The sequence below is a fragment of the Nocardioides sp. Root190 genome (assembly GCF_001428565.1).
Lineage (GTDB): Bacteria > Actinomycetota > Actinomycetes > Propionibacteriales > Nocardioidaceae > Nocardioides.
In genome coordinates, this window is the sequence record NZ_LMIA01000014.1 from 123,555 (window position 1) to 140,909 (window position 17,355).

General features: G+C 71.2%; 19 protein-coding genes. 9 read left to right on the forward strand and 10 right to left on the reverse strand.

From position 1 onward, the window contains the following. Positions 1 to 22: 22 nt before the first annotated feature. On the reverse strand, positions 23 to 538 hold the full coding sequence (locus ASE01_RS23340; RefSeq protein WP_056758618.1) for a DoxX family protein: 516 nt from the start codon (positions 536 to 538) through the stop codon (positions 23 to 25). Between the two features lie 62 nt (positions 539 to 600). On the opposite strand from ASE01_RS23340, the gene ASE01_RS23345 reads away from it, so the two are divergent. The 4 genes from ASE01_RS23345 to rsrA are packed head-to-tail and all read left to right on the forward strand — an operon-like array spanning position 601 to position 3,106. Further along, the gene (locus ASE01_RS23345; RefSeq protein ID WP_056758621.1) at positions 601 to 1,410 is read left to right on the forward strand and encodes an SOS response-associated peptidase; all 810 of its coding nucleotides are present in this window, start codon (positions 601 to 603) and stop codon (positions 1,408 to 1,410) included. Next, positions 1,407 to 2,066, forward strand: coding sequence for an alpha/beta family hydrolase (locus ASE01_RS23350; RefSeq protein ID WP_056758624.1), 660 nt, complete (start codon positions 1,407 to 1,409; stop codon positions 2,064 to 2,066). The genes ASE01_RS23345 and ASE01_RS23350 overlap by 4 nt, the downstream gene beginning before the upstream one ends. A gap of 15 nt (positions 2,067 to 2,081) precedes the next feature. After that, positions 2,082 to 2,810, forward strand: coding sequence for a sigma-70 family RNA polymerase sigma factor (locus ASE01_RS23355; RefSeq protein ID WP_414858549.1), 729 nt, complete (start codon positions 2,082 to 2,084; stop codon positions 2,808 to 2,810). Beyond that, positions 2,810 to 3,106, forward strand: a complete 297-nt coding sequence (gene rsrA / locus ASE01_RS23360) for a mycothiol system anti-sigma-R factor (protein WP_056758627.1) — start codon at positions 2,810 to 2,812, stop codon at positions 3,104 to 3,106. The genes ASE01_RS23355 and rsrA overlap by 1 nt, the downstream gene beginning before the upstream one ends. Positions 3,107 to 3,232: 126 nt before the next feature. Here rsrA and ASE01_RS25625 read toward each other — a convergent pair whose 3' ends face one another. Beyond that, a complete protein-coding gene (locus ASE01_RS25625) occupies positions 3,233 to 3,307 on the reverse strand; it encodes a 50S ribosomal protein bL37 (RefSeq protein ID WP_414858550.1) in 75 nt (24 codons plus the stop codon). Positions 3,308 to 3,474: 167 nt separating this feature from the next. Here ASE01_RS25625 and ASE01_RS23365 point away from each other — a divergent pair, with 167 nt between their 5' ends. Next, positions 3,475 to 7,368, forward strand: a complete 3,894-nt coding sequence (locus ASE01_RS23365; protein WP_082606350.1) for a beta strand repeat-containing protein — start codon at positions 3,475 to 3,477, stop codon at positions 7,366 to 7,368. 5 nt (positions 7,369 to 7,373) lie between these two features. Here ASE01_RS23365 and ASE01_RS23370 read toward each other — a convergent pair whose 3' ends face one another. Genes ASE01_RS23370 through ASE01_RS23380 form a run of 3 tightly spaced genes read right to left on the reverse strand, consistent with a single transcriptional unit; the run spans position 7,374 to position 10,360 of the window. Continuing rightward, positions 7,374 to 7,757, reverse strand: a complete 384-nt coding sequence (locus tag ASE01_RS23370) for a thioesterase family protein (protein WP_056758633.1) — start codon at positions 7,755 to 7,757, stop codon at positions 7,374 to 7,376. Position 7,758: 1 nt separating this feature from the next. Then, positions 7,759 to 9,480: an acetolactate synthase gene (locus ASE01_RS23375; protein WP_082606351.1), complete on the reverse strand. Its 1,722-nt coding sequence runs from the start codon at positions 9,478 to 9,480 to the stop codon at positions 7,759 to 7,761. A gap of 31 nt (positions 9,481 to 9,511) precedes the next feature. Beyond that, positions 9,512 to 10,360, reverse strand: a complete 849-nt coding sequence (locus ASE01_RS23380; protein WP_056758638.1) for a DUF2785 domain-containing protein — start codon at positions 10,358 to 10,360, stop codon at positions 9,512 to 9,514. 122 nt (positions 10,361 to 10,482) lie between these two features. Between ASE01_RS23380 and ASE01_RS23385 the strand changes: the two genes are divergently transcribed. After that, the gene (locus tag ASE01_RS23385) at positions 10,483 to 11,961 is read left to right on the forward strand and encodes a sensor histidine kinase (protein WP_056758641.1); all 1,479 of its coding nucleotides are present in this window, start codon (positions 10,483 to 10,485) and stop codon (positions 11,959 to 11,961) included. Between the two features lie 180 nt (positions 11,962 to 12,141). On the opposite strand, the gene ASE01_RS23390 is transcribed toward ASE01_RS23385, so the two are convergent. Continuing rightward, positions 12,142 to 12,396 carry a WhiB family transcriptional regulator gene (locus ASE01_RS23390; RefSeq protein WP_056758642.1) on the reverse strand — a complete coding sequence of 85 codons (255 nt, stop codon included), beginning with the start codon at positions 12,394 to 12,396 and terminating at the stop codon, positions 12,142 to 12,144. 236 nt (positions 12,397 to 12,632) lie between these two features. Between ASE01_RS23390 and ASE01_RS23395 the strand changes: the two genes are divergently transcribed. Further along, positions 12,633 to 13,010: a hypothetical protein gene (locus ASE01_RS23395; RefSeq protein WP_157537786.1), complete on the forward strand. Its 378-nt coding sequence runs from the start codon at positions 12,633 to 12,635 to the stop codon at positions 13,008 to 13,010. On the opposite strand, the gene ASE01_RS23400 is transcribed toward ASE01_RS23395, so the two are convergent. The 4 genes from ASE01_RS23400 to sodN all read right to left on the reverse strand — a co-directional run bounded on the left by ASE01_RS23400 (position 12,986) and on the right by sodN (position 15,667). After that, positions 12,986 to 13,792: an RNA polymerase sigma factor SigF gene (locus ASE01_RS23400; protein ID WP_082606352.1), complete on the reverse strand. Its 807-nt coding sequence runs from the start codon at positions 13,790 to 13,792 to the stop codon at positions 12,986 to 12,988. The genes ASE01_RS23395 and ASE01_RS23400 overlap by 25 nt on opposite strands. Then, positions 13,789 to 14,211 (reverse strand): hypothetical protein, encoded by a 423-nt coding sequence (locus ASE01_RS23405; RefSeq protein WP_056758648.1) that lies wholly within the window; start codon positions 14,209 to 14,211, stop codon positions 13,789 to 13,791. The genes ASE01_RS23400 and ASE01_RS23405 overlap by 4 nt, the downstream gene beginning before the upstream one ends. Positions 14,212 to 14,343: 132 nt before the next feature. Further along, positions 14,344 to 15,102, reverse strand: coding sequence for a hypothetical protein (locus ASE01_RS23410; RefSeq protein ID WP_157537788.1), 759 nt, complete (start codon positions 15,100 to 15,102; stop codon positions 14,344 to 14,346). A 151-nt stretch (positions 15,103 to 15,253) separates the two neighbouring features. Beyond that, positions 15,254 to 15,667, reverse strand: a complete 414-nt coding sequence (gene sodN / locus ASE01_RS23415; protein WP_056758654.1) for a superoxide dismutase, Ni — start codon at positions 15,665 to 15,667, stop codon at positions 15,254 to 15,256. 67 nt (positions 15,668 to 15,734) lie between these two features. On the opposite strand from sodN, the gene sodX reads away from it, so the two are divergent. Continuing rightward, entirely contained in the window at positions 15,735 to 16,082 is a 348-nt protein-coding gene (gene sodX / locus ASE01_RS23420) for a nickel-type superoxide dismutase maturation protease (protein ID WP_056758657.1), read from the forward strand. 130 nt (positions 16,083 to 16,212) lie between these two features. Continuing rightward, complete coding sequence (locus tag ASE01_RS23425) at positions 16,213 to 17,328, forward strand: NADP-dependent malic enzyme (RefSeq protein WP_082606366.1); 1,116 nt, start codon at positions 16,213 to 16,215, stop codon at positions 17,326 to 17,328. The last annotated feature ends 27 nt before the right edge of the window (positions 17,329 to 17,355 follow it).

Sequence of the window (17,355 nt, forward strand, 5' to 3'; positions counted from 1 at the left end):
GCACGAGTCTAGTGACGACGGGTCACTGGTGAACGGCAGCCTTGACCTTGGTGCCGAGGAGCGCAGCCTCGCGGCGGGCGTCGTGCGCGGCGTGCTTGGTGCGCCACGCGAGGCCCGGCTTGCCCGCTGTGTCGAGGGACGCGATGAGGAGCCCACCGGCGAGCGAGGCGTTCTTGGCGAAGTGGATCAGCTGCGCCTTGCGGTCCGCCGGGTCCTTCTCCTCCCAGAAGCGGTGGTGCGCCGCCGTCGAGGGCAGCAGGGATGCGCCGAGCACGGCCGCGGAGAGCCGCGGGAGGTGTCCGGTCGCCAGGGCCAGCGCGGCACCGATCTGGACGGCACCGGAGATCCGGACCCAGGTCACCGGGTCCTGGGGCACCGGCACGCCGGCCGGCGTGGCGTTGTCGACTGCTGGCGCGATCAGGTCGGTCAACGGGGCGGTCTCCTTGGCCACCGTGGTGGCGTCCTTCAGGTCGAGCGCGCCGTTCGCGAGGAAGTACGACGCGAGGAGCGGGCGGGCGATCAGTCTGCTCAGGGCCATGTCTGGTCCGGTACCCGACCGGCTTCCGGGCAGACGGCCCTGCGCGTGGATAGATTGAGGCCATGTGCGGTCGCTATGCCTCCAGCCGCAGCCCGGAGGACATCGTCGAGGAGTTCGAGGTCCTCGACCCACGTCTCGAGCGGGCCATCGAGCCGTCCTGGAACGTCGCCCCCACCGACGAGGTGTACGTCGTGATGGAGCGCCAGGTGCGCAACGAGGCAGGTGAGCGCGAGGGCGATCCCGTGCGTCAGCTCAGGTCGTTGCGCTGGGGCCTGGTGCCGTCGTGGGCCAAGGACGCCGGCATCGGCAGCCGGATGATCAACGCCCGGATGGAGACCGTCGCGGAGAAGCCGGCCTTTCGCAAGGCGTTCGCGTCGCGGCGCTGCATCGTCCCCGCCGACGGCTACTACGAGTGGTACGACACCCAGCAGAAGACCGCTCGCGGCAAGGCGAGGAAGCAGCCCTTCTTCATCACTCCGGAGGACGGGTCGATCCTGCCCATGGCCGGTCTGTACGAGATCTGGCGCGACCGCTCGATCCCGGAGGACGCTCCCGGCAGCTTCCGCTGGACCTGCACGGTCCTCACGACGGAGGCCACCGACGCACTCGGCCAGATCCACGACCGGATGCCGTTGCTCGTGGGTCGCGACAGCCGCGCGGCCTGGCTCGACCCCCGGGCCACCGTGGAGGACCTGTCGGCGCTGCTCACCCCTGCGCAGCAGACCGGCCTCACGGCGTACCCCGTCTCCACGGCGGTGGGCAATGTCGCCAACAACGGCCCGCAGCTCGTGGAGCCGCTGGACCTCGACGGCACCGACGACGGCATCGACGGGACCGACCACCACGACGACGGACAGGGCACGCTGCTGTGAGCGAGGAACGCCTCATCGGAACCGCGTACGGCGAAGGCCGGCTCGTCATGCACCGTGCCCGTCGCCCGCTGGCGACCCTGCTGCTCAGCCACGGCGCCGGCGGCGGGATCGAGGCACGGGACCTGATCGCGCTCGCGGCGGCGCTCCCGGGGCAGGGCATCAACGTCGTCCTCTTCGAGCAGCCGTGGCGCCGCGCGGGCAAGAAGGTCGCCAGCGCGCCGCCGACCCTCGACGTGGGCCTGCGGGCTGCGGCGGACGCACTGCGCGTGCGCACGCCGCTGGTCGTGGGCGGGCGCTCGGCCGGGGCGCGCTCCGCCTGCCGCCAGGCGACGCTGCTCGGCGCTCGCGGCTGCCTGGCGATCTCGTTCCCGCTGCACCCGCCCGGGAAGCCGGAGAAGTCACGGCTCGGCGAGCTCGCGGCCGCAGGCGTGCCGACCCTGGTGGTGCAGGGGGAGCGGGACCCGATGGGCCGCCCCGAGGAGTTCCCCGATCCGTTGCCCCCGCGCACCGACCTCGCGGTCGTGCCGGGAGCCGATCACGGCCTGGCGGTCCCGAGGTCGGGGCCGGTCAGCGAGGACGAGGCGATGGGGATCGTCGTGGAGTCGACCCTCGAGTGGATCATCCGCGAGGTCGTGGGGAATGGGACCGGGCCATGAGGCGTTCTTCATTTCATGATCGCGACGCTGGAGAGGCCCGGGGCGCAGGGCGCCGTACGCTGGGACGCGATGACCGAGACCTCTGACCTCCACGCCCTCGACCCGAGCACGGGCGACGCCGACCTGGGTGATCCCCAGGAGATCGACGTCGCCACGGAGAGCCCGGAAGATCGCGCTGCCCGCTTCGAGCGCGACGCGCTGCCCTTCCTCGACCAGCTCTACGGCGCCGCGATGCGGATGACCCGCAACCCGACGGACGCCGAGGACCTCGTCCAGGAGACGTTCGCGAAGGCGTTCTCCGCCTTCCACCAGTTCAAGCCGGGCACCAACCTCAAGGCCTGGCTGTACCGGATCCTGACGAACACCTTCATCAACACCTACCGCAAGAAGCAGCGCCAGCCGCAGCAGTCGCTGACCGGCGACACCGGCGACGTCGAGGACTGGCAGCTCGCCAGGGCCGAGTCGCACACCTCCACCGGTCTGAAGTCGGCCGAGATGGAAGCGCTCGAGCACCTCCCCGACAGCCAGGTCAAGACCGCTCTCCAGCGGTTGCCCGAGGAGTTCCGGCTCGCGGTCTACCTCGCCGACGTCGAGGGATTCGCCTACAAGGAGATCGCCGAGATCATGGACACCCCCATCGGGACCGTGATGTCCCGCCTCCACCGCGGGCGTCGCCAGCTGCGCGACATGCTCTCCGACTACGTCCGCACCGGCGGCGACGCACCCCTCGAGGGAGGCAAGTGATGTCCGGTCACGACCTGAGCGACGGGCACGTCCACCAGCACGGTGAGGACCCGAGCAACGCGGACTGTGCCGACTTCCTCGAGCGGATCGTGCGCCTGATCGACAACGAGCTCGAGGCCGGCGACTGTGCCGTGGTCCGTGCCCACATCGACTCCTGCAGCCCGTGCCTGGAGCGCTACGACCTGCAGCGCACGGTCAAGGCCGTCGTTGCACGTTCCTGCGGCGAGACGGCCCCGGCCGACCTCCGCGCGAAGGTGCGCATCCAGATCCAGGAGATCCAGCTCAAGCTGCGGTGACGGCTGCGGGACGATCCGTCCCGTGGCCACGACCATGCGTACCCGGTTCCCGCGCGCAGAGGAGCACCGAAAAGCGACGAACCCCCCGGACCAGATGGTCGGGGGGTTCGAGCGAACGCTGAGAGGTCAGCTGTTCGGGCGCTTGCCGTGGTTCGCGCCCTTCTTGCGGCGCGAGCGCCGCTTGCGGCCAGTCTTGCCCATGGTTCCTCCTGAAGTCGATCTGCCCTCCATTCTCTCAGGTCGGGCGCACGGGGCGGTAATCGGGTGCCGGGACGGGCTTGCCCAAAGCCGCGTGACGCACGTCACCCCGGTGTTACGCTCCGCGCGATTGCTCCCGTTTCTCGGATCCAGAGACCACCGAGGCTCCCATGTCGGCTCCTTCCCCGCGCCACGCGCGTCCCGCTGCTCCCCGCCACCGTCGGGTGGCGCCACGCCGACGACGTACGGCCTGGCTGGCGGCATCCTCGCTGGCACTGACCACCGTGCTCGGTGCTGTCCTGGTCGCCTCGCCGGCCCAGGCCGCCGGACCCTGGTACGTCGCCCCGAGCGGCAACAACGCCGCGAGCTGCCTGAGTGCGGCGGCGCCGTGCGCCACGGTCACGGGTGCGCTGGCCAAGGGCACCTTCGCCGCGGGGGACACGATCAACGTGGCTCCGGGCACCTATGCCGACCGGCCCTACGTCACCAAGGCGGCCAGGATCGTCGGCACCGGTCCCGGCGTGACCTTCGTCGGCAGCACCAGCACCACGGCGGGCTGGGCGATGGCCGCAGTGCTCACCGGCACCCTGGAGCTGCAGAACCTCACGCTCACCGCCGGCAACTACCAGAGCGGCGGCGCGCTCCCGATCGTGTCGGGCAACGTACGCACCACCGACGTCTCGATCACCAACAGCAGGTCCGCGATCGGTGGGGGTGCCTACCTGTGGCCCTCCGCCGCAGCGACGCTGACGATGACCCGCGGCGAGGTCAGTGGCAACCGGGCGACGGCGCCCGCCCCGAACACCGGCTGGGGCGGCGGCTTCTACGTCAGCGCGGGCTCCTCGCTCACCCTCGACGGCGTGACCGTGCGCAACAACACCGCGGACGGCGCCGGCAAGGCGCTCGGCCTGGGCGGCGCGATCCTCAACGTCGGCTCCACCACCGTGCGCAACTCCGTGATCCGCAACAACGAGGCGACGGCCCCGGCCGGTGCCAGCATCGGCGGCGCGATCTACCACAACGGCACCAACCTGACCCTCAGTGACAGCGTCTTCCGCGCCAACACCGCTGCGGTCGGGGGAGCGCTGGCCAACAACCAGCCGGCCACCGGCACCAACCTCGTCTTCGACGCCAACACCGCCCTCGCTGCGGGTGCGGTCTACCCGACCGCCAACCTCACCCTCACCGGTGGATCGCTGACCTCGAACCGGGCGACCACCAACTACGGCGGAGCGATCTACGCCGCAGCGACGGCCTCCGTCCCGGTGGCGCTGTCGGTCACCGACGTCGACCTGACCGGCAACTCGGCACCCACCTCGGGCGGCGCCCTCTACGCGACCGCGAATGTCACGACCACCGTGCTCGAGAGCCTGATCGCCGACAACACCTCGCAGAGCGGTGCGGGTGTCTACAGCTCCGGCGCCATCACCGTGCGCGACTCGGAGATCTCCGACAATGCCGCGTCCTACCAGGGCGGCGGCCTCACGAACGGGTCGACGGCGCTCGCCGACGCACCGGTCGCGACGATCATCGACACCGTGGTCGCCGACAACTCCGCCGTCATCGGTGGCGGTCTCCAGAACCTCACCAAGGGCACGCTGACCGTGACCGGCGGAAGGATCGAGCAGAACTCCGCTGCGGGCGGCGGCGGCGTCATCCTCGGGGACAACTCGACGGGCACCATCAGCCGGGCCGTGATCACGGGCAACATCGCCACCTCGGTCGGTGGCGCCGGCGTCTTCAACAGCGGCAAGCTGTCCGTCGACCGCACCCTCCTCGACGCCAACCAGGCCCTGACCACCAACGGCCTGGGCGGCGCGATCTACAGCGGCTCCAGCACCGCCAACGTCGCCACCACGCTGGACATCGACGCCAGCACGCTGTCGAACAACAACGCGTACGGCGGATCCGCCCTCCTGGTCCACTCGACGGGCACCGGCGCCACCAACACCACGACCATCGCGCGCAGCACCATCAGCGGCAACACCAGCTCGTCCGTCTACGGTGCCATCGAGCAGGTCGGCCGACCGGTGACCATCACCAACAGCACGATCACCGACAACTCCGCTGCGTCCGGCGGCGCCGGAGCCATCGCGGCCGGTGCCCCCTCCGGTGGCGGCGTCAGCGGCACCGTCTTCGCCGGCAACACGCCGCGTGCGTGCACCGGCCCGGTGATCAACAACGGCGGCAACCACGCAGGTCCGGGCAACCTCGGGTGCGGCGTCGCTCCGTCGGCGGACCCGGAGCTCGGCGTCCTCGGCGACAACGGCGGCCCGACCCCGACCCGGCTCCCGTCGGCCAGCAGTCCACTGCTCGACAGGCTGACCTGCGGCGCCGGGACCGACCAGCGCGGCGCGTCCCGTCCGCAGGGCGCCCAGTGCGACATCGGCGCGGTCGAGCGGGCCCAGGTCATCCCGACGGCCTCCGGACCGGCCCATGTCGACCTCGTGGTCGGCAGCCAGGCCGACCCGGCAGCCACGGTCACCACGACCGGCTCCCCGCGGCCGAGCCTGTCCGCGACCAACCTGCCGTCCGGCCTCACCTTCAGCGACAACGGTGACGGCACCGGCACCCTGGCGGGCACGCCCGCCGTGGGCACCGGCGGCGTGCGGGTGGTCACGGTGACGGCGACCAACGAGGCGGGCTCCGGCACCACGCAGATCGAGGTCGAGATCGTCGAGGCGCCTCGGCTCAGCGGACCGACCTCGTCGACGTACACGGTCGGCACGCCGGGCGGACCCGACGTGTTCACGCAGGTCGGCGGCCACCCCGTGGCCACGCTCTCGAGAGCGGGCCTCCTGCCGGGCGGAGTCGGCTTCACCGACAACGGCAACGGCACGGGCACCGTGGCCGGCACACCGGCCCCGGCCAGCGGCGGCACCTACGACATCACCGTCAAGGGCAGCAACGGCACCGGACCCGACGCCACCTGGCCCTTCGCGCTGACCGTCAACGAGGCGCCCTCGGTCGATTCCCCGGCCTCCGCCTCGGTGCGCGTCGGCACCCCCGCCAGCATCGACCTCACCGTGGGTGGGTTCCCGGCCCCGGTGATCACGGCCAACGGCCTGCCGGCCGGCCTCACGGTCAACGGCACCGCCGTGACGGGCACCCCGCAGCCCGGCACAGGAGGTGTCCACCAGGTCACCTTCGGTGCGACGAACGGCATCGGCCAGGACGCGTCCGACACGACCACGCTGACCGTCGAGGAGGCGGCCTCGGTCGCCGGTCCTGCGGCGGTCCGTCTGGTGACGGGACTCTCCGCATCGGTGACGTACGCCGCCACCGGGTTCCCCGTCGCGACGCTGTCGGTCATCGGCGCGCTCCCGAGCGGTGTCACCTTCGTCGACAACGGCGACGGCACGGCCACCTTGACCGGCACGCCGGCCTCCGGTGCGGTCGGTTCCTACGCGGTCACGGTGCGCGCCTCGAACGGCGTGGGCACCGCGTCCGAGCTCGCGGTGGGCATCGAGGTCGTCGCGCCGGTGGAGATCACGACGACCACGCTGCCGGCGGCCTCGATCGGAGCGGCCTACAACGTGCCGCTGTCGATCACGGGCGGATCGGCGCCGTACACCTTCTCGCTGGCCTCCGGTCAGCTGCCGACGGGCCTGTCGCTGACCTCCGACGGCCGCATCACGGGCACCCCGAACGGCACCCCGGTCAGCGCGACGTTCACGGTGAAGGTGACCGACGGCAGCACGTCGAACTCCACCGACACCCAGCAGCTGACCCTCGTCGTCGGCAAGGGCGCGACCACGCTCGTCGGCGGACCGGTCGTGATCCTCGGCAACGTCCTGCTCGGCGGGGAGCTCACCGCCGTCCTGACCGGCGGCACCGGCAGCCCGATCGCGGGTGCGACGGTCACCTTCCGTGGGACGAACGCCCTGCTCGGTGACCCGCTGCTCTGCACCGCGACGACCGATGCCAACGGACTCGCCCGCTGCAAGCCCTCCCTGGTGGCGATCGCGCAGATCCTGCTGCTGGTCCCGTCGGTGAAGATCGCCTACGCCGGCAGTGCGCAGTGGCTGCCGTCGTCGACCGTCGTGGTCAAGAAGCTCGGGTAGCCGCGCTACCCGCCGAGGCGGGCGAGGAACCGTTCGGCGTCGACGACGACGCGCGTGACCTCGCCCGACCCGGCCAGCTTGCCCGGGCGGCCATCGGGGCCGAGGTTGCGGGCCGAGACCGCGAACCGGCGGAGCCGGCCGTCGGCGTACACCGGACGGGCGAGGATCTCGACCGTCCCGCCGACAGGCGTCGCGGCCAGGTGCTCGAGCTCGACCCGGGTTCCCACGCTCGTCTCACCGTCGCGGAGGTCGTCCTCGACGGCGGCGCACGTCGCTGCCTCGCACCATGCGAGGAGGCGGGGCGTGGCCAGCACCGGCAGGCTTCCGGACCCGAGTGCGGCGGCTGTGTCGTCGTTCGTGACCGTGAACCGCAGCGTTGCCTCGCCCACCTCAGATCCCGAACGTGGCGCGGGGGTAGGCCGCGTTGACGTCGGTGATGACATTGACGAGGTACGGCGCGTTCGCAGCGAAGGCGCGGTCCAGCGCCGGCCCGATCTGCCGCGGGTCCGTGACCGTCTCGCCGGCCCCGCCGAGAGCCGAGACCACCTGGTCGTACGCCGTACGGGGGGCCAGGTCCGCCGCGACGTCGTACCCGTAGAGCATCTGCATGGGTCCCTTCTCCAGGCCCCAGGCGGAGTTGTTGCCCATCACCATCACCACGGGCAGGTCGTGGCGCACGAGGGTGTCGACGTCCATCAGGGAGAACCCTGCGGCACCGTCGCCGAGCAGGAGGGCCACCTGCGCGGACGGTCGGGCGACCCGGGCGGCGATCGCGGCGCCGAGGCCCGCGCCGAGGCAGCCGTAGGGGCCGGGGTCCAGCCAGCAGCCGGGGCGCTTCGGCTCGACGAACTTGCCGGCGAACGAGACGAAGTCGCCGCCGTCGCCGATCACGACCGCGTCCTCGGCGAGCCGGGGGACCAGCTCGCCGTAGATCCGTGCCGGGTGGATCGGGTCGGCCTCGGCTCCGAGGAGCTCGGCGTCCTTGGCCCCTGCGGCCGCTGCGGTGTCCTGCAGGGTCGTGATCCAGTCACTGCGGTCGGGCTGCGCGGAGCCGGCCAGCCCCTCGAGAAGGCCGTCGAGGATCGTGGTGAGGTCGCCGGACACCGAGGCGGCGAGGGTCGCGTGGCCGGAGAGCTGGTCTGCGGAGTCGGCGATGTGCACGACGCTCGCCGGCTCGCCGCCGTCCTTGCCGCCGAAGACGCCGTACCCGAGCCGGAAGTCCAGGGGCGTGCCGACGACCACCACGAGGTCGGCGCCGTTGAGGGCCGTCCCGCGGGCCTTGGTGGCGAGCAGCGGGTGTCCGCCCGGGATCACTCCGCGGCCCATGCCGTTGGTGATCGCGGGCAGGCGCATCTCCTCGACGAGTCGCAGGGCTGCCTCCTCGGCGTGATCGGCCCACACGTCGGTCCCGAGCACCAGCACGGGGCGCTGGGCACGCGCGAGGAGGCCCGCGATCCGTGCGACCGCGTCGCTGTCGGGCTCGGCGCCGCGGTAGGACCCGATGGCGGGCTGCGCGCCGGTGCCGACGTTGAAGAACTCGTCCATGGGCACGTCGACATAGGTGGGCCCGCGGTGCGAGGAGCGGGCCGAGGTGAAGGCGGCATCGAAGCCGGCGGCGACGTCGTCGGCGCTCATCAGGGTCGCCGCGTGCTTGGTGACCGGCGAGACGATCGGCAGGTGGTCGATCTCCTGGAGGGCGCCCGTGCCCCAGCGGTTGTTGGGTGCCCGGCCGCCCACGACGACCATGGGGGAGCCCGCGAACTTGGCCTGGGCCATGGCGCTCACGCCGTTGGTCACGCCCGGACCTGCCGTCAGGACCGCGAGGCCCGGCACCCGGGTCAGCTTGCCGGTCGCCTCAGCGGCGAAGGCCGCCGTCTGCTCGTGGCGTACGTCGAGCAGCCGCACCGGCGTCCCGCCGTCCTGCTGGCTGCGCACCGCTCCGTCGTACATCGGGAACACGTGGGCGCCCGACAGCGTGAACATGGTCTCGACGCCGTGGGCCCGGGCGACCGACACGGCGATCTCGCCGGCGTGCCCGGTGAGCTGGCCGGTCGACTGGTCGGAGCTGGTGGCCGGGGCGTTCTCGGTGTTCTCGGGTGTGGTGGAGGTCACCCGTGCACCCTAACGACCCCGCCCACTCATCTCAGGCGAGGAAGACGGGGTGGACGCGGCGCAGCGAGCCGACGAGGGTCAGCAGCAGGTCGGCGCGGATGGCCGGCTGCCGGGGGGAGATCGTGAGCTGGAGGTAGAGCGCGCGCAGGACGGCCTGGGCGTTGCCGACCTCCGGGAGCACGTCCTCGCCGATCGGTGCCCGCGCCTTCGCGCCGTTCTCCAGGCGTCGGACCCACGGCTCGACGATCTCGAGGGGCACCCGGTTGCGGCGCAGGATCTCCATCACGGCGTGGGCGATCCGGTCGGGCTCGCCGTGGACGAGCAGGGGAGTGTCGACGTCCAGCACCCGGTCGGCGACGACGTCGAGCAGGACGGTCAGCTCGGTGACGCCGAAGTGCGGTGACCGGGCCAGGGCGCCGAGGGCGTCCGCGCCGTGGGCAGCCGCATGGGCCCAGCCCTTGCCGGGGACGAAGCCGCGCAGGTCGCGCTCGCGGATCCACCAGGCGGCCAGCCGGTCGCCCCACTGCAGGATCCGGCTCGGGGGCTGGCGCCGCACTCGCGTGTCGCGGTCGATGCACTCGGCCAGCACGAGGGCCGAGAAGCTGCGTCGGAAGACCGAGTCGGTGTCGCGCTCGCCGAGACCGACCTCCAGCCCGGCGCACATGCCGTCACCCAGGCCGGTCAACAGGTCGTCGTAGACGCCGTGCTCGGTCCAGGTGGCGAGGAACGGGTAGGCGACGCCGTCGCGGACCTGCGGGTCGGGGTCGCCGAGCATCCGCGTCAGGTCGGCCGTGAGATCGGCCAACCGGTGCTCTGCGGGAGGGGTGCGCTCGCCGTTGCGGAGGCCCTGCTGGAGGCGCACCCAGTTCACTGACGCCATCAAAGAAAAACCCTCCACGGACCAGCCCGACAGTCGATCCCCCATGGAGTCAGCCGAACTCCTGCGCCCATTGTGCCAAACATTGTGAAGCGGCGTGACCGCGGTCCGTTACGTTTGCTGACGTGCCCTCGTTGTCCGCCGTCGCCCGGCGCCACACCGATCTCGATCCAGACGACATCGCCTGGCTCCAGCTGCTGCTCGCCGACTGGCAGGTGATCGCCGATCTGTCCTTCGCGGACCTCGTCGTGTGGCTGCCCGACCGTGACGGTGGGGGCTTCTGGGCGGGGGACCAGATGCGTCCCACGACCGGCCCCACGGCGTACGTCGACGACATCGTGGGCACGTTCCTGCCCACGGGCCGGCGGAACCTGATCGACTCCGCCTGGGAGCTGGGCCGGATCGCCCGGGAGGGTGACCCCGAGTGGCGCGACGACGTGCCGGTGCGGGTGGAGGCGATACCGGTACGCCGCGCGGGCTCCGTCATCGCCGTGATCAGCCGCAACACCAACCTGCTCGGCGTGCGGACCCCCAGCCTGCTCGAGATCAACTACCTCCAGGCCGCCTCCGACCTGGCCGAGATGATCGCTGCCGGCCTGTTCCCCAGCCCCGGCCAGCGCAGTGACCACGCCGACTCCCCGCGGGTGGGTGACGGATTCCTGCGGGTCGACCGGGAGGGGCGGGTCGTCTTCGCGAGCCCCAACGGACTGTCGGTGTTCCGCAAGCTCGGCCTCACCGGCGACCTCACCGGTCACCTGCTGACGGACCTGACCCGCGAGCTCGTGCCGCCCAAGAAGCGTCCCGACGAGGAGACGCTGAGCGCCGTCCTCGGCGGACGCGCGCACCGCGACACCGAGCTGGGCTCGGCCGGGGGACCGGGGGACGGCGTGTCCCTGATCGTGCGCTCGATCCCGCTGCGCCCCAAGGGCGAGCACATCGGCGCGATGATCCTGCTGCGCGACGTGACCGACCTGCGCCGGCGCGACCGCGAGCTGATCACCAAGGACGCGACGATCCGCGAGATCCACCACCGGGTCAAGAACAACCTGCAGACCGTGGCCGCCCTCCTGCGCCTCCAGGCGCGCCGGATCGGCTCCGGCGAGGCCCGCGGCGCGCTCGAGGAGGCGGTGCGCCGGGTCGGCTCGATCGCAATCGTGCACGAGATCCTCAGCCAGGCGGTCGAGGAGACGGTCGCCTTCGACGACATCGCCGACCGGCTCGCCCGACTCGTCACCGACGTCGGCTCGACGTCCGCCCAGGTGACCGTGCACCGCGAGGGCAGCTTCGGCGTGCTCTCCTCCGAGATCGCCACCCCGATGGCCATGGTGGTGATGGAGCTCATGCAGAACGCCGCCGAGCACGGCTACGACTCGGGCGCGACGGGCGAGATCGTGCTGCGCGCCGAGCGTCACGGCGCGATCCTCGAGATCGCCGTCGAGGACGACGGCCGCGGCCTGCCCGAGGACTTCGACCTCGACAGCGCCACCAGCCTGGGCCTGTCCATCGTGCGCACGCTCGTGGAGTCCGAGCTCGGCGGTCACCTGACGCTGGGCCACTCACTCGACGGGGGCACCCGCGCCGGGATCAGCATCCCGGTGGAGTGAGCCCGCCGTGCCCCGCGAAGTGCGAGATTCTCTCCCGCGAAGTGCGAGGTTTTCTCCACCGAAATGCCTGGTTGCCCGGAACGAAAGGGCCCGGAACCATACGGTTCGGGCCCTCTCGGTGCGTTCAGATCACCGCGCCGCTGCGAGCAGACGGACGGTGTCAGACGGCGTCAGACGGTGTCAGACGGGAGTGCGGACGCGGGCCCGAGCGTTGCGGCGCTTCAGCGCACGTCGCTCGTCCTCGCTGAGGCCACCCCAGACGCCGTGGTCCTGTCCAGCTTCGAGCGCCCAGGCCAGACACTGTTCGCGCACGTCACAGCGCCGACACACCGCCTTGGACTCCTCAATCTGGAGAATGGCGGGGCCGGTGTTGCCGATCGGGAAGAACAGCTCCGGATCCTCGTCGAGGCAGGCGGAACGGTGTCGCCAATCCATGGGTGGGAATGCCCTCTTTCCATACGTGCCGGGTGCCCGGGTCAGGGCACACGTGAACCCGCAAAAGTGAACGGTTTCACGATCGCTTCGGTAAGAGTTCCAAGGAATCGTTCACGAATCAAGCAATTCGGGTCGTCTGATGGGTCACAAAGTGTTCTGAACTAGAGTCCGGCCCTGTGACGACCAGTCCTCCAGGCGCTCCTTCGAACCCGCCCCCGCTCACCGTGGCGGCTTCCGTGGTGGCCGTCCAGGCGGTGGTGTTGGTGGTGCTGGCGGTGCTCGAGTTCGCCAACCAGGACGACGGCAGGCGCTCGCTGGGGGTCTCGACCGCAGCGTTCTTCGCGGCGTACGGCGCCGTGCTGCTCGCGGCCGCCTGGGGGCTGTTACGGCGTGCGGGATGGTCGCGAGGGCCAGTGCTGCTCACCCAGCTGATCTTCCTGGGGATCGCCTGGAACGTGCGGGAGCACTTGGCGGTGACGATCGCGCTGGTGATCTGCGCAGCCATCGTCCTGGCCGGGATGCTCCACCCCGACACGATCGAGGCCCTGGAGACGGACCCGACGGCAGACCCGGGGTCCGGCCCGGCGGATCAGGCCTCGGACTCCAAGGACTGACGCAGCTGGTCCAGGGTGCGGCTCAGGAGCCGTGAGACGTGCATCTGGGACACGCCGATCTCCTCGGCGATCTGGGACTGCGTCATGTTCTTGAAGAACCTCAGGAGCAGGATCCGCTTCTCGCGCTCGGGCAGGTTCTCCAGGAGCGGCTTGACCGACTCGCGGATCTCGACGTGCTCGAGCGCCTCGTCGTCGACGCCCATCGCGTCGAGCATGCTCTGGCCGACGCCGTCGGAGCCGTCGTCGGTGGCGTCGAGGGACAGCGTGGAGTAGGCGTTGCTGGACTCCAGGCCCTCGACGATCTCCTCGACCGAGCAGCCGATCGCCTCGGCCAGCTCGCGCGCCGTGGGGGAGCGACCGAGCGACTGGGTGAGCTCCGCGGTGGTCGCGCTGATCTGCATCCGCAGTTCCTGCAGGCGGCGGGGCACGCGGATCGCCCAGCCCTTGTCGCGGAAGTGGCGCTTGATCTCGCCGATGATCGTGGGGGTGGCGTACGTCGAGAACTCGACCCCGCGCTCGGTGTCGAAGCGGTCGACGGACTTGATCAGCCCGATGGTGCCGACCTGCACGAGGTCTTCGTAGGGCTCACCGCGGTTGCGGAACCGGCGGGCGCAGTGCTCGACGAGGGGCAGGTGGAGGTGGACGAGGGCGTCGCGGGCGGTGTCCCGCTCGGCCTGGGAGGAGTCCTCGCCACGGAAGGTGACGTAGAGCTCGGCGCTGCGTCGTCGGGTCTCCTCGATCGACTTCGATCGCCGATCGCCCCGAGAGAGGTCGGCGGTCATGACTCGAGCGACGACCGCACCGTGAGGCGGACCGCGTAGCTTCCGGGGACGGAGTCGATGGCGGCCTCGGCGGCGAGGGTCGCGAGCACCTGCCAGCCGAAGCTCTCGTAGTCGGGCGCAGTGGGGGCCTCGGCGGGGGCGGAGATGGTGAGGGCGAGCTGTCCGGGGGAGAGCAGGAACCGGCAGTCGAGCGTGCTGCCCGGGTCGGCCTCCTCGAGCACCATGGCGGCGGCCTCGGAGACAGCGATGCGCAGGTCCTCGATGTCGTCCATGGTGAAGTCCAGGCGGGCGGCCAGGCCGGCCGTCAGGGTCCGGAGGACCGACGCGTAGGCACCGTCCGCCGGAAGGCGCAGCTCGACGTCGGTGGGTTCGTCTGCCGTCGCCGTGGTGCCGGCTGCGGGGCTGCTCGTCGCGGACATACCGCTCCTGTCGAGGGAAGGGCCTGGGGCACGGAACGGCACGAGCCTAGGCCATGGCCCCCACGACCACACGGCTCCGGCCGCGCCCCAGGGGGACGCGGCCGGAGTCGCGATGGTGCTGGTGCGGTGCGATCAGCCGCCGAGCAGACCGCCCAGGCCGAGCAGGTCGAGCAGGTCGCCCAGGCCCGTCTCGTCGAGGATGTCGTCCAGGCCGAGCCCGTCGAGCAGCAGGGCGAGGAGGTCGTCGAGGCCCAGCGCGGTGAGGATCTGGTCGACCACGGCGAGCAGGGCCGCCGGCTCAGGGGCGGTGCTGCCACCCAGGAGGTCGCACAGGGGCTTGGCCTGCGGTGCGTAGGCGCACAGCAGTGCGATCGGGCTGGCGGTGCTGCCGGCCGGGATCAGGCTGGCGAGGGTGTCGCAGATGGCCTGCGGGACACCTGCGTCACACAGGGTCTGCACCGGGCTGGCGGCCGGGCCGGTGGGGACTGAACGGCACTCGGTGTAGCGGGCCTTGGTCGTGTTGACCGTCCTGCGAGCCGAGTCGGCGCGGCTCTTCGCGGTGTTCGAGGCGCTCCGAGCCTTGACGAACTTCGCCTTCCTGGTCTTCTTCGCCTTCTTGGTCTTGGCCTTCTGGTAGGCCCGCTTGGCCTGCTCGGCGGAGGCCTTGGCCTTCTTGTACGCCGACATGCGGGTGCCGTACGTCGACTTGGCCTTGGTGTAGGCGTTCTTCTGGCTGTTGCAGTTCGGCGCGGTCGCGGGGGCAGCAGCGGCCACGGTCTCGGCGGTCGGTGCCGCCTGGGCCGCGGTGGCGCCGAGGGACAGGGTGAGGCCCAGGCCGACGGCCAGGGTGAGGACGAGCTTGAGGATCATCGTGACTGGGGCGCGATGCATCGCGGTGGTCTCCCTTCGGTGGGGCCCCGGGCCTCAGGTGGGTCCGGGTACGCGAGGAGAGGATCGGCGTCCGGCGCCGAAATGACAGGAACCGCGCACCCGGAGGGGTGCGCGGTTCCCGAAATCAGGACCAATGTCCTGACCGAGGCGATCAGGCCTTCTTCGTCTCCCAGAAGATCTCGGCGATCTCGTCGATCTTCGCGAGCAGCTGGTCGGCCACGTCGGCGTCGAGCGAGCCCTTGGTGCCGGTCGCGCCGGCGAGCTTGGTGGCCTCGTTGACCAGCGTGTGCAGCTGCGGGTACTTCTCGAAGTGCGGGGGCTTGAAGTAGTCGGTCCACAGCACCCACAGGTGGTGCTTGACCAGCTCGGAGCGCTGCTCCTTGATCAGGACCGCGCGGGTGCGGAAGTCCGGGTCGTCGCTGTCGGCGACCTTGGCGATGACGGCCTTGATGGACTCCGCCTCGATCCGGGCCTGGGCCGGGTCGTAGACGCCGCAGGGCAGGTCGCAGTGCGCGGAGACCTCGATCGTGGGAGCAACGAGGTTGCGGGTGAGACGCGAGAACATGTGGGTCCTCTCCTCTGTGTCGACGTGTTCACCGAGGGATCCTCGGCTCACTGCGACACTACTCCGCATGCAGGTCGAGTCCACGGGAGGTCGGCGCTCGGACCCCGAGCGGGTACGACGCCGCTTCGGTCTCGCGGTCGTCCGTGGCAGCTCGATGCGGCCGACGCTGCGCCCCGGCGACCGGCTCCTGGTGCGGTACGGCGCGCACGTCCGTCCCGGCCGGGTGGTGGTGGCCCGCTTCCCCGATGGCACCGTCGTGGTCAAACGGGTCGCGGAGCGGCGCAGCGCCGGGTGGTGGCTCCGCGGTGACAACCCGGATGTCGGCGTCGACTCGCGGCACAGGGGAGCGATCCCTGCGTCGGACGTCCTGGGAGTGGTCCTGGTCCGGATCTGGCCCCGACCACGCCCGCTGTGACGGGCGTCATCCGGACTGGCGCCGAGACGACTGCCCGGATGTGCGAGCATTGACGATCGTGGCCGCTGACGTCTCTTCCTCACACCCGCGTGCGGGTGAACCGGTTTTCGACCTGCACCTCGGCGGCAAGATGGCGACCGTACCCACGGCCGACGTCAGCACGAAGGATCAGCTCTCCCTCGCCTACACGCCCGGCGTCGCCGAGGTGTGCGAGGCGATCGCGGCCGACCCGGAGCTGACCCGCCACTACACGTGGGTCCCGAACACCGTCGCGATCGTCACCGACGGCACGGCCGTCCTGGGACTGGGCGACATCGGTCCGGCAGCCGCGATGCCGGTCATGGAGGGCAAGGCCGTCCTGTTCAAGCAGTTCGGTGGCGTCGACGGCATCCCCATCTGTCTGGCGACGACCGACGTCGAGGAGATCATCGAGACCGTCGTCCGGCTCGCGCCGAGCTTCGGCGGCATCAACCTCGAGGACATCTCGGCTCCCCGCTGCTTCGAGATCGAGGACCGCCTCAAGGAGGCGCTCGACATCCCGGTCTTCCACGACGACCAGCACGGCACCGCCGTCGTGACCCTTGCCGCCCTGGTCAACGCGCTCAAGCTGACCGGTCGCACGGCCGAGTCGACCCGCGTGGTCATCTCCGGTGCCGGCGCGGCCGGCGTCGCGATCGCCAAGATCCTGCTCGCCGCCGGCGTGAAGGACATCGCGGTCACCGACCGCAAGGGCGTCGTCAGCTCCGACCGGACCGACCTCACCCCGTCCAAGAAGGCACTCGCCGAGCTCACCGCCGACCTGTGTGGTCGCCGCGGCACCCTCGCCGAGGCATTCGCCGGCGCCGACGTCTACATCGGCGTCTCGGGCGGTACTGTCCCCGAGGAGGTCGTCGCGACGATGGCCGACGACGCGATCATCTTCGCGATGGCGAACCCGAACCCCGAGGTGCACCCGGAGGTCGCCCACCGGCACGCACGGGTGGTCGCAACCGGGCGCTCGGACTTTCCGAACCAGATCAACAACGTTCTGGCCTTCCCGGGCATCTTCCGCGGCGCCTTCGACGTGCACGCCAGCGCGATCACCGAGGGCATGAAGGTCGCGGCCGCGGACGCCCTTGCTGCGCTGGTCGGCGACGACCTCGCCGAGGACTTCGTGATCCCCTCGCCGTTCGACCCGCGGGTGGGACCGGCCGTGGCCGCAGCAGTGGCCGAGGCCGCGCGTCGCGACGGCGTCGCCCGGGTCTGAGGACCAACCCCCGAACGGGGGTGCCGA

What these genes read in the sequence shown, in the direction of transcription:
- ASE01_RS23410 (WP_157537788.1), bottom strand. Translation starts at nt 15,102, where the DNA reads ATGCATCGCGCCCCAGTCACGATGATCCTCAAGCTCGTCCTCACCCTG.
- ASE01_RS23365 (WP_082606350.1), top strand. Translation starts at nt 3,475, where the DNA reads ATGTCGGCTCCTTCCCCGCGCCACGCGCGTCCCGCTGCTCCCCGCCAC.
- ASE01_RS23380 (WP_056758638.1), bottom strand. Translation starts at nt 10,360, where the DNA reads ATGGCGTCAGTGAACTGGGTGCGCCTCCAGCAGGGCCTCCGCAACGGC.
- sodN (WP_056758654.1), bottom strand. Translation starts at nt 15,667, where the DNA reads ATGTTCTCGCGTCTCACCCGCAACCTCGTTGCTCCCACGATCGAGGTC.
- ASE01_RS23405 (WP_056758648.1), bottom strand. Translation starts at nt 14,211, where the DNA reads ATGTCCGCGACGAGCAGCCCCGCAGCCGGCACCACGGCGACGGCAGAC.
- ASE01_RS23340 (WP_056758618.1), bottom strand. Translation starts at nt 538, where the DNA reads ATGGCCCTGAGCAGACTGATCGCCCGCCCGCTCCTCGCGTCGTACTTC.
- ASE01_RS23345 (WP_056758621.1), top strand. Translation starts at nt 601, where the DNA reads ATGTGCGGTCGCTATGCCTCCAGCCGCAGCCCGGAGGACATCGTCGAG.
- rsrA (WP_056758627.1), top strand. Translation starts at nt 2,810, where the DNA reads ATGTCCGGTCACGACCTGAGCGACGGGCACGTCCACCAGCACGGTGAG.
- sodX (WP_056758657.1), top strand. Translation starts at nt 15,735, where the DNA reads ATGCAGGTCGAGTCCACGGGAGGTCGGCGCTCGGACCCCGAGCGGGTA.
- ASE01_RS23425 (WP_082606366.1), top strand. Translation starts at nt 16,213, where the DNA reads ATGGCGACCGTACCCACGGCCGACGTCAGCACGAAGGATCAGCTCTCC.
- ASE01_RS23390 (WP_056758642.1), bottom strand. Translation starts at nt 12,396, where the DNA reads ATGGATTGGCGACACCGTTCCGCCTGCCTCGACGAGGATCCGGAGCTG.
- ASE01_RS23400 (WP_082606352.1), bottom strand. Translation starts at nt 13,792, where the DNA reads ATGACCGCCGACCTCTCTCGGGGCGATCGGCGATCGAAGTCGATCGAG.
- ASE01_RS23355 (WP_414858549.1), top strand. Translation starts at nt 2,082, where the DNA reads ATGATCGCGACGCTGGAGAGGCCCGGGGCGCAGGGCGCCGTACGCTGG.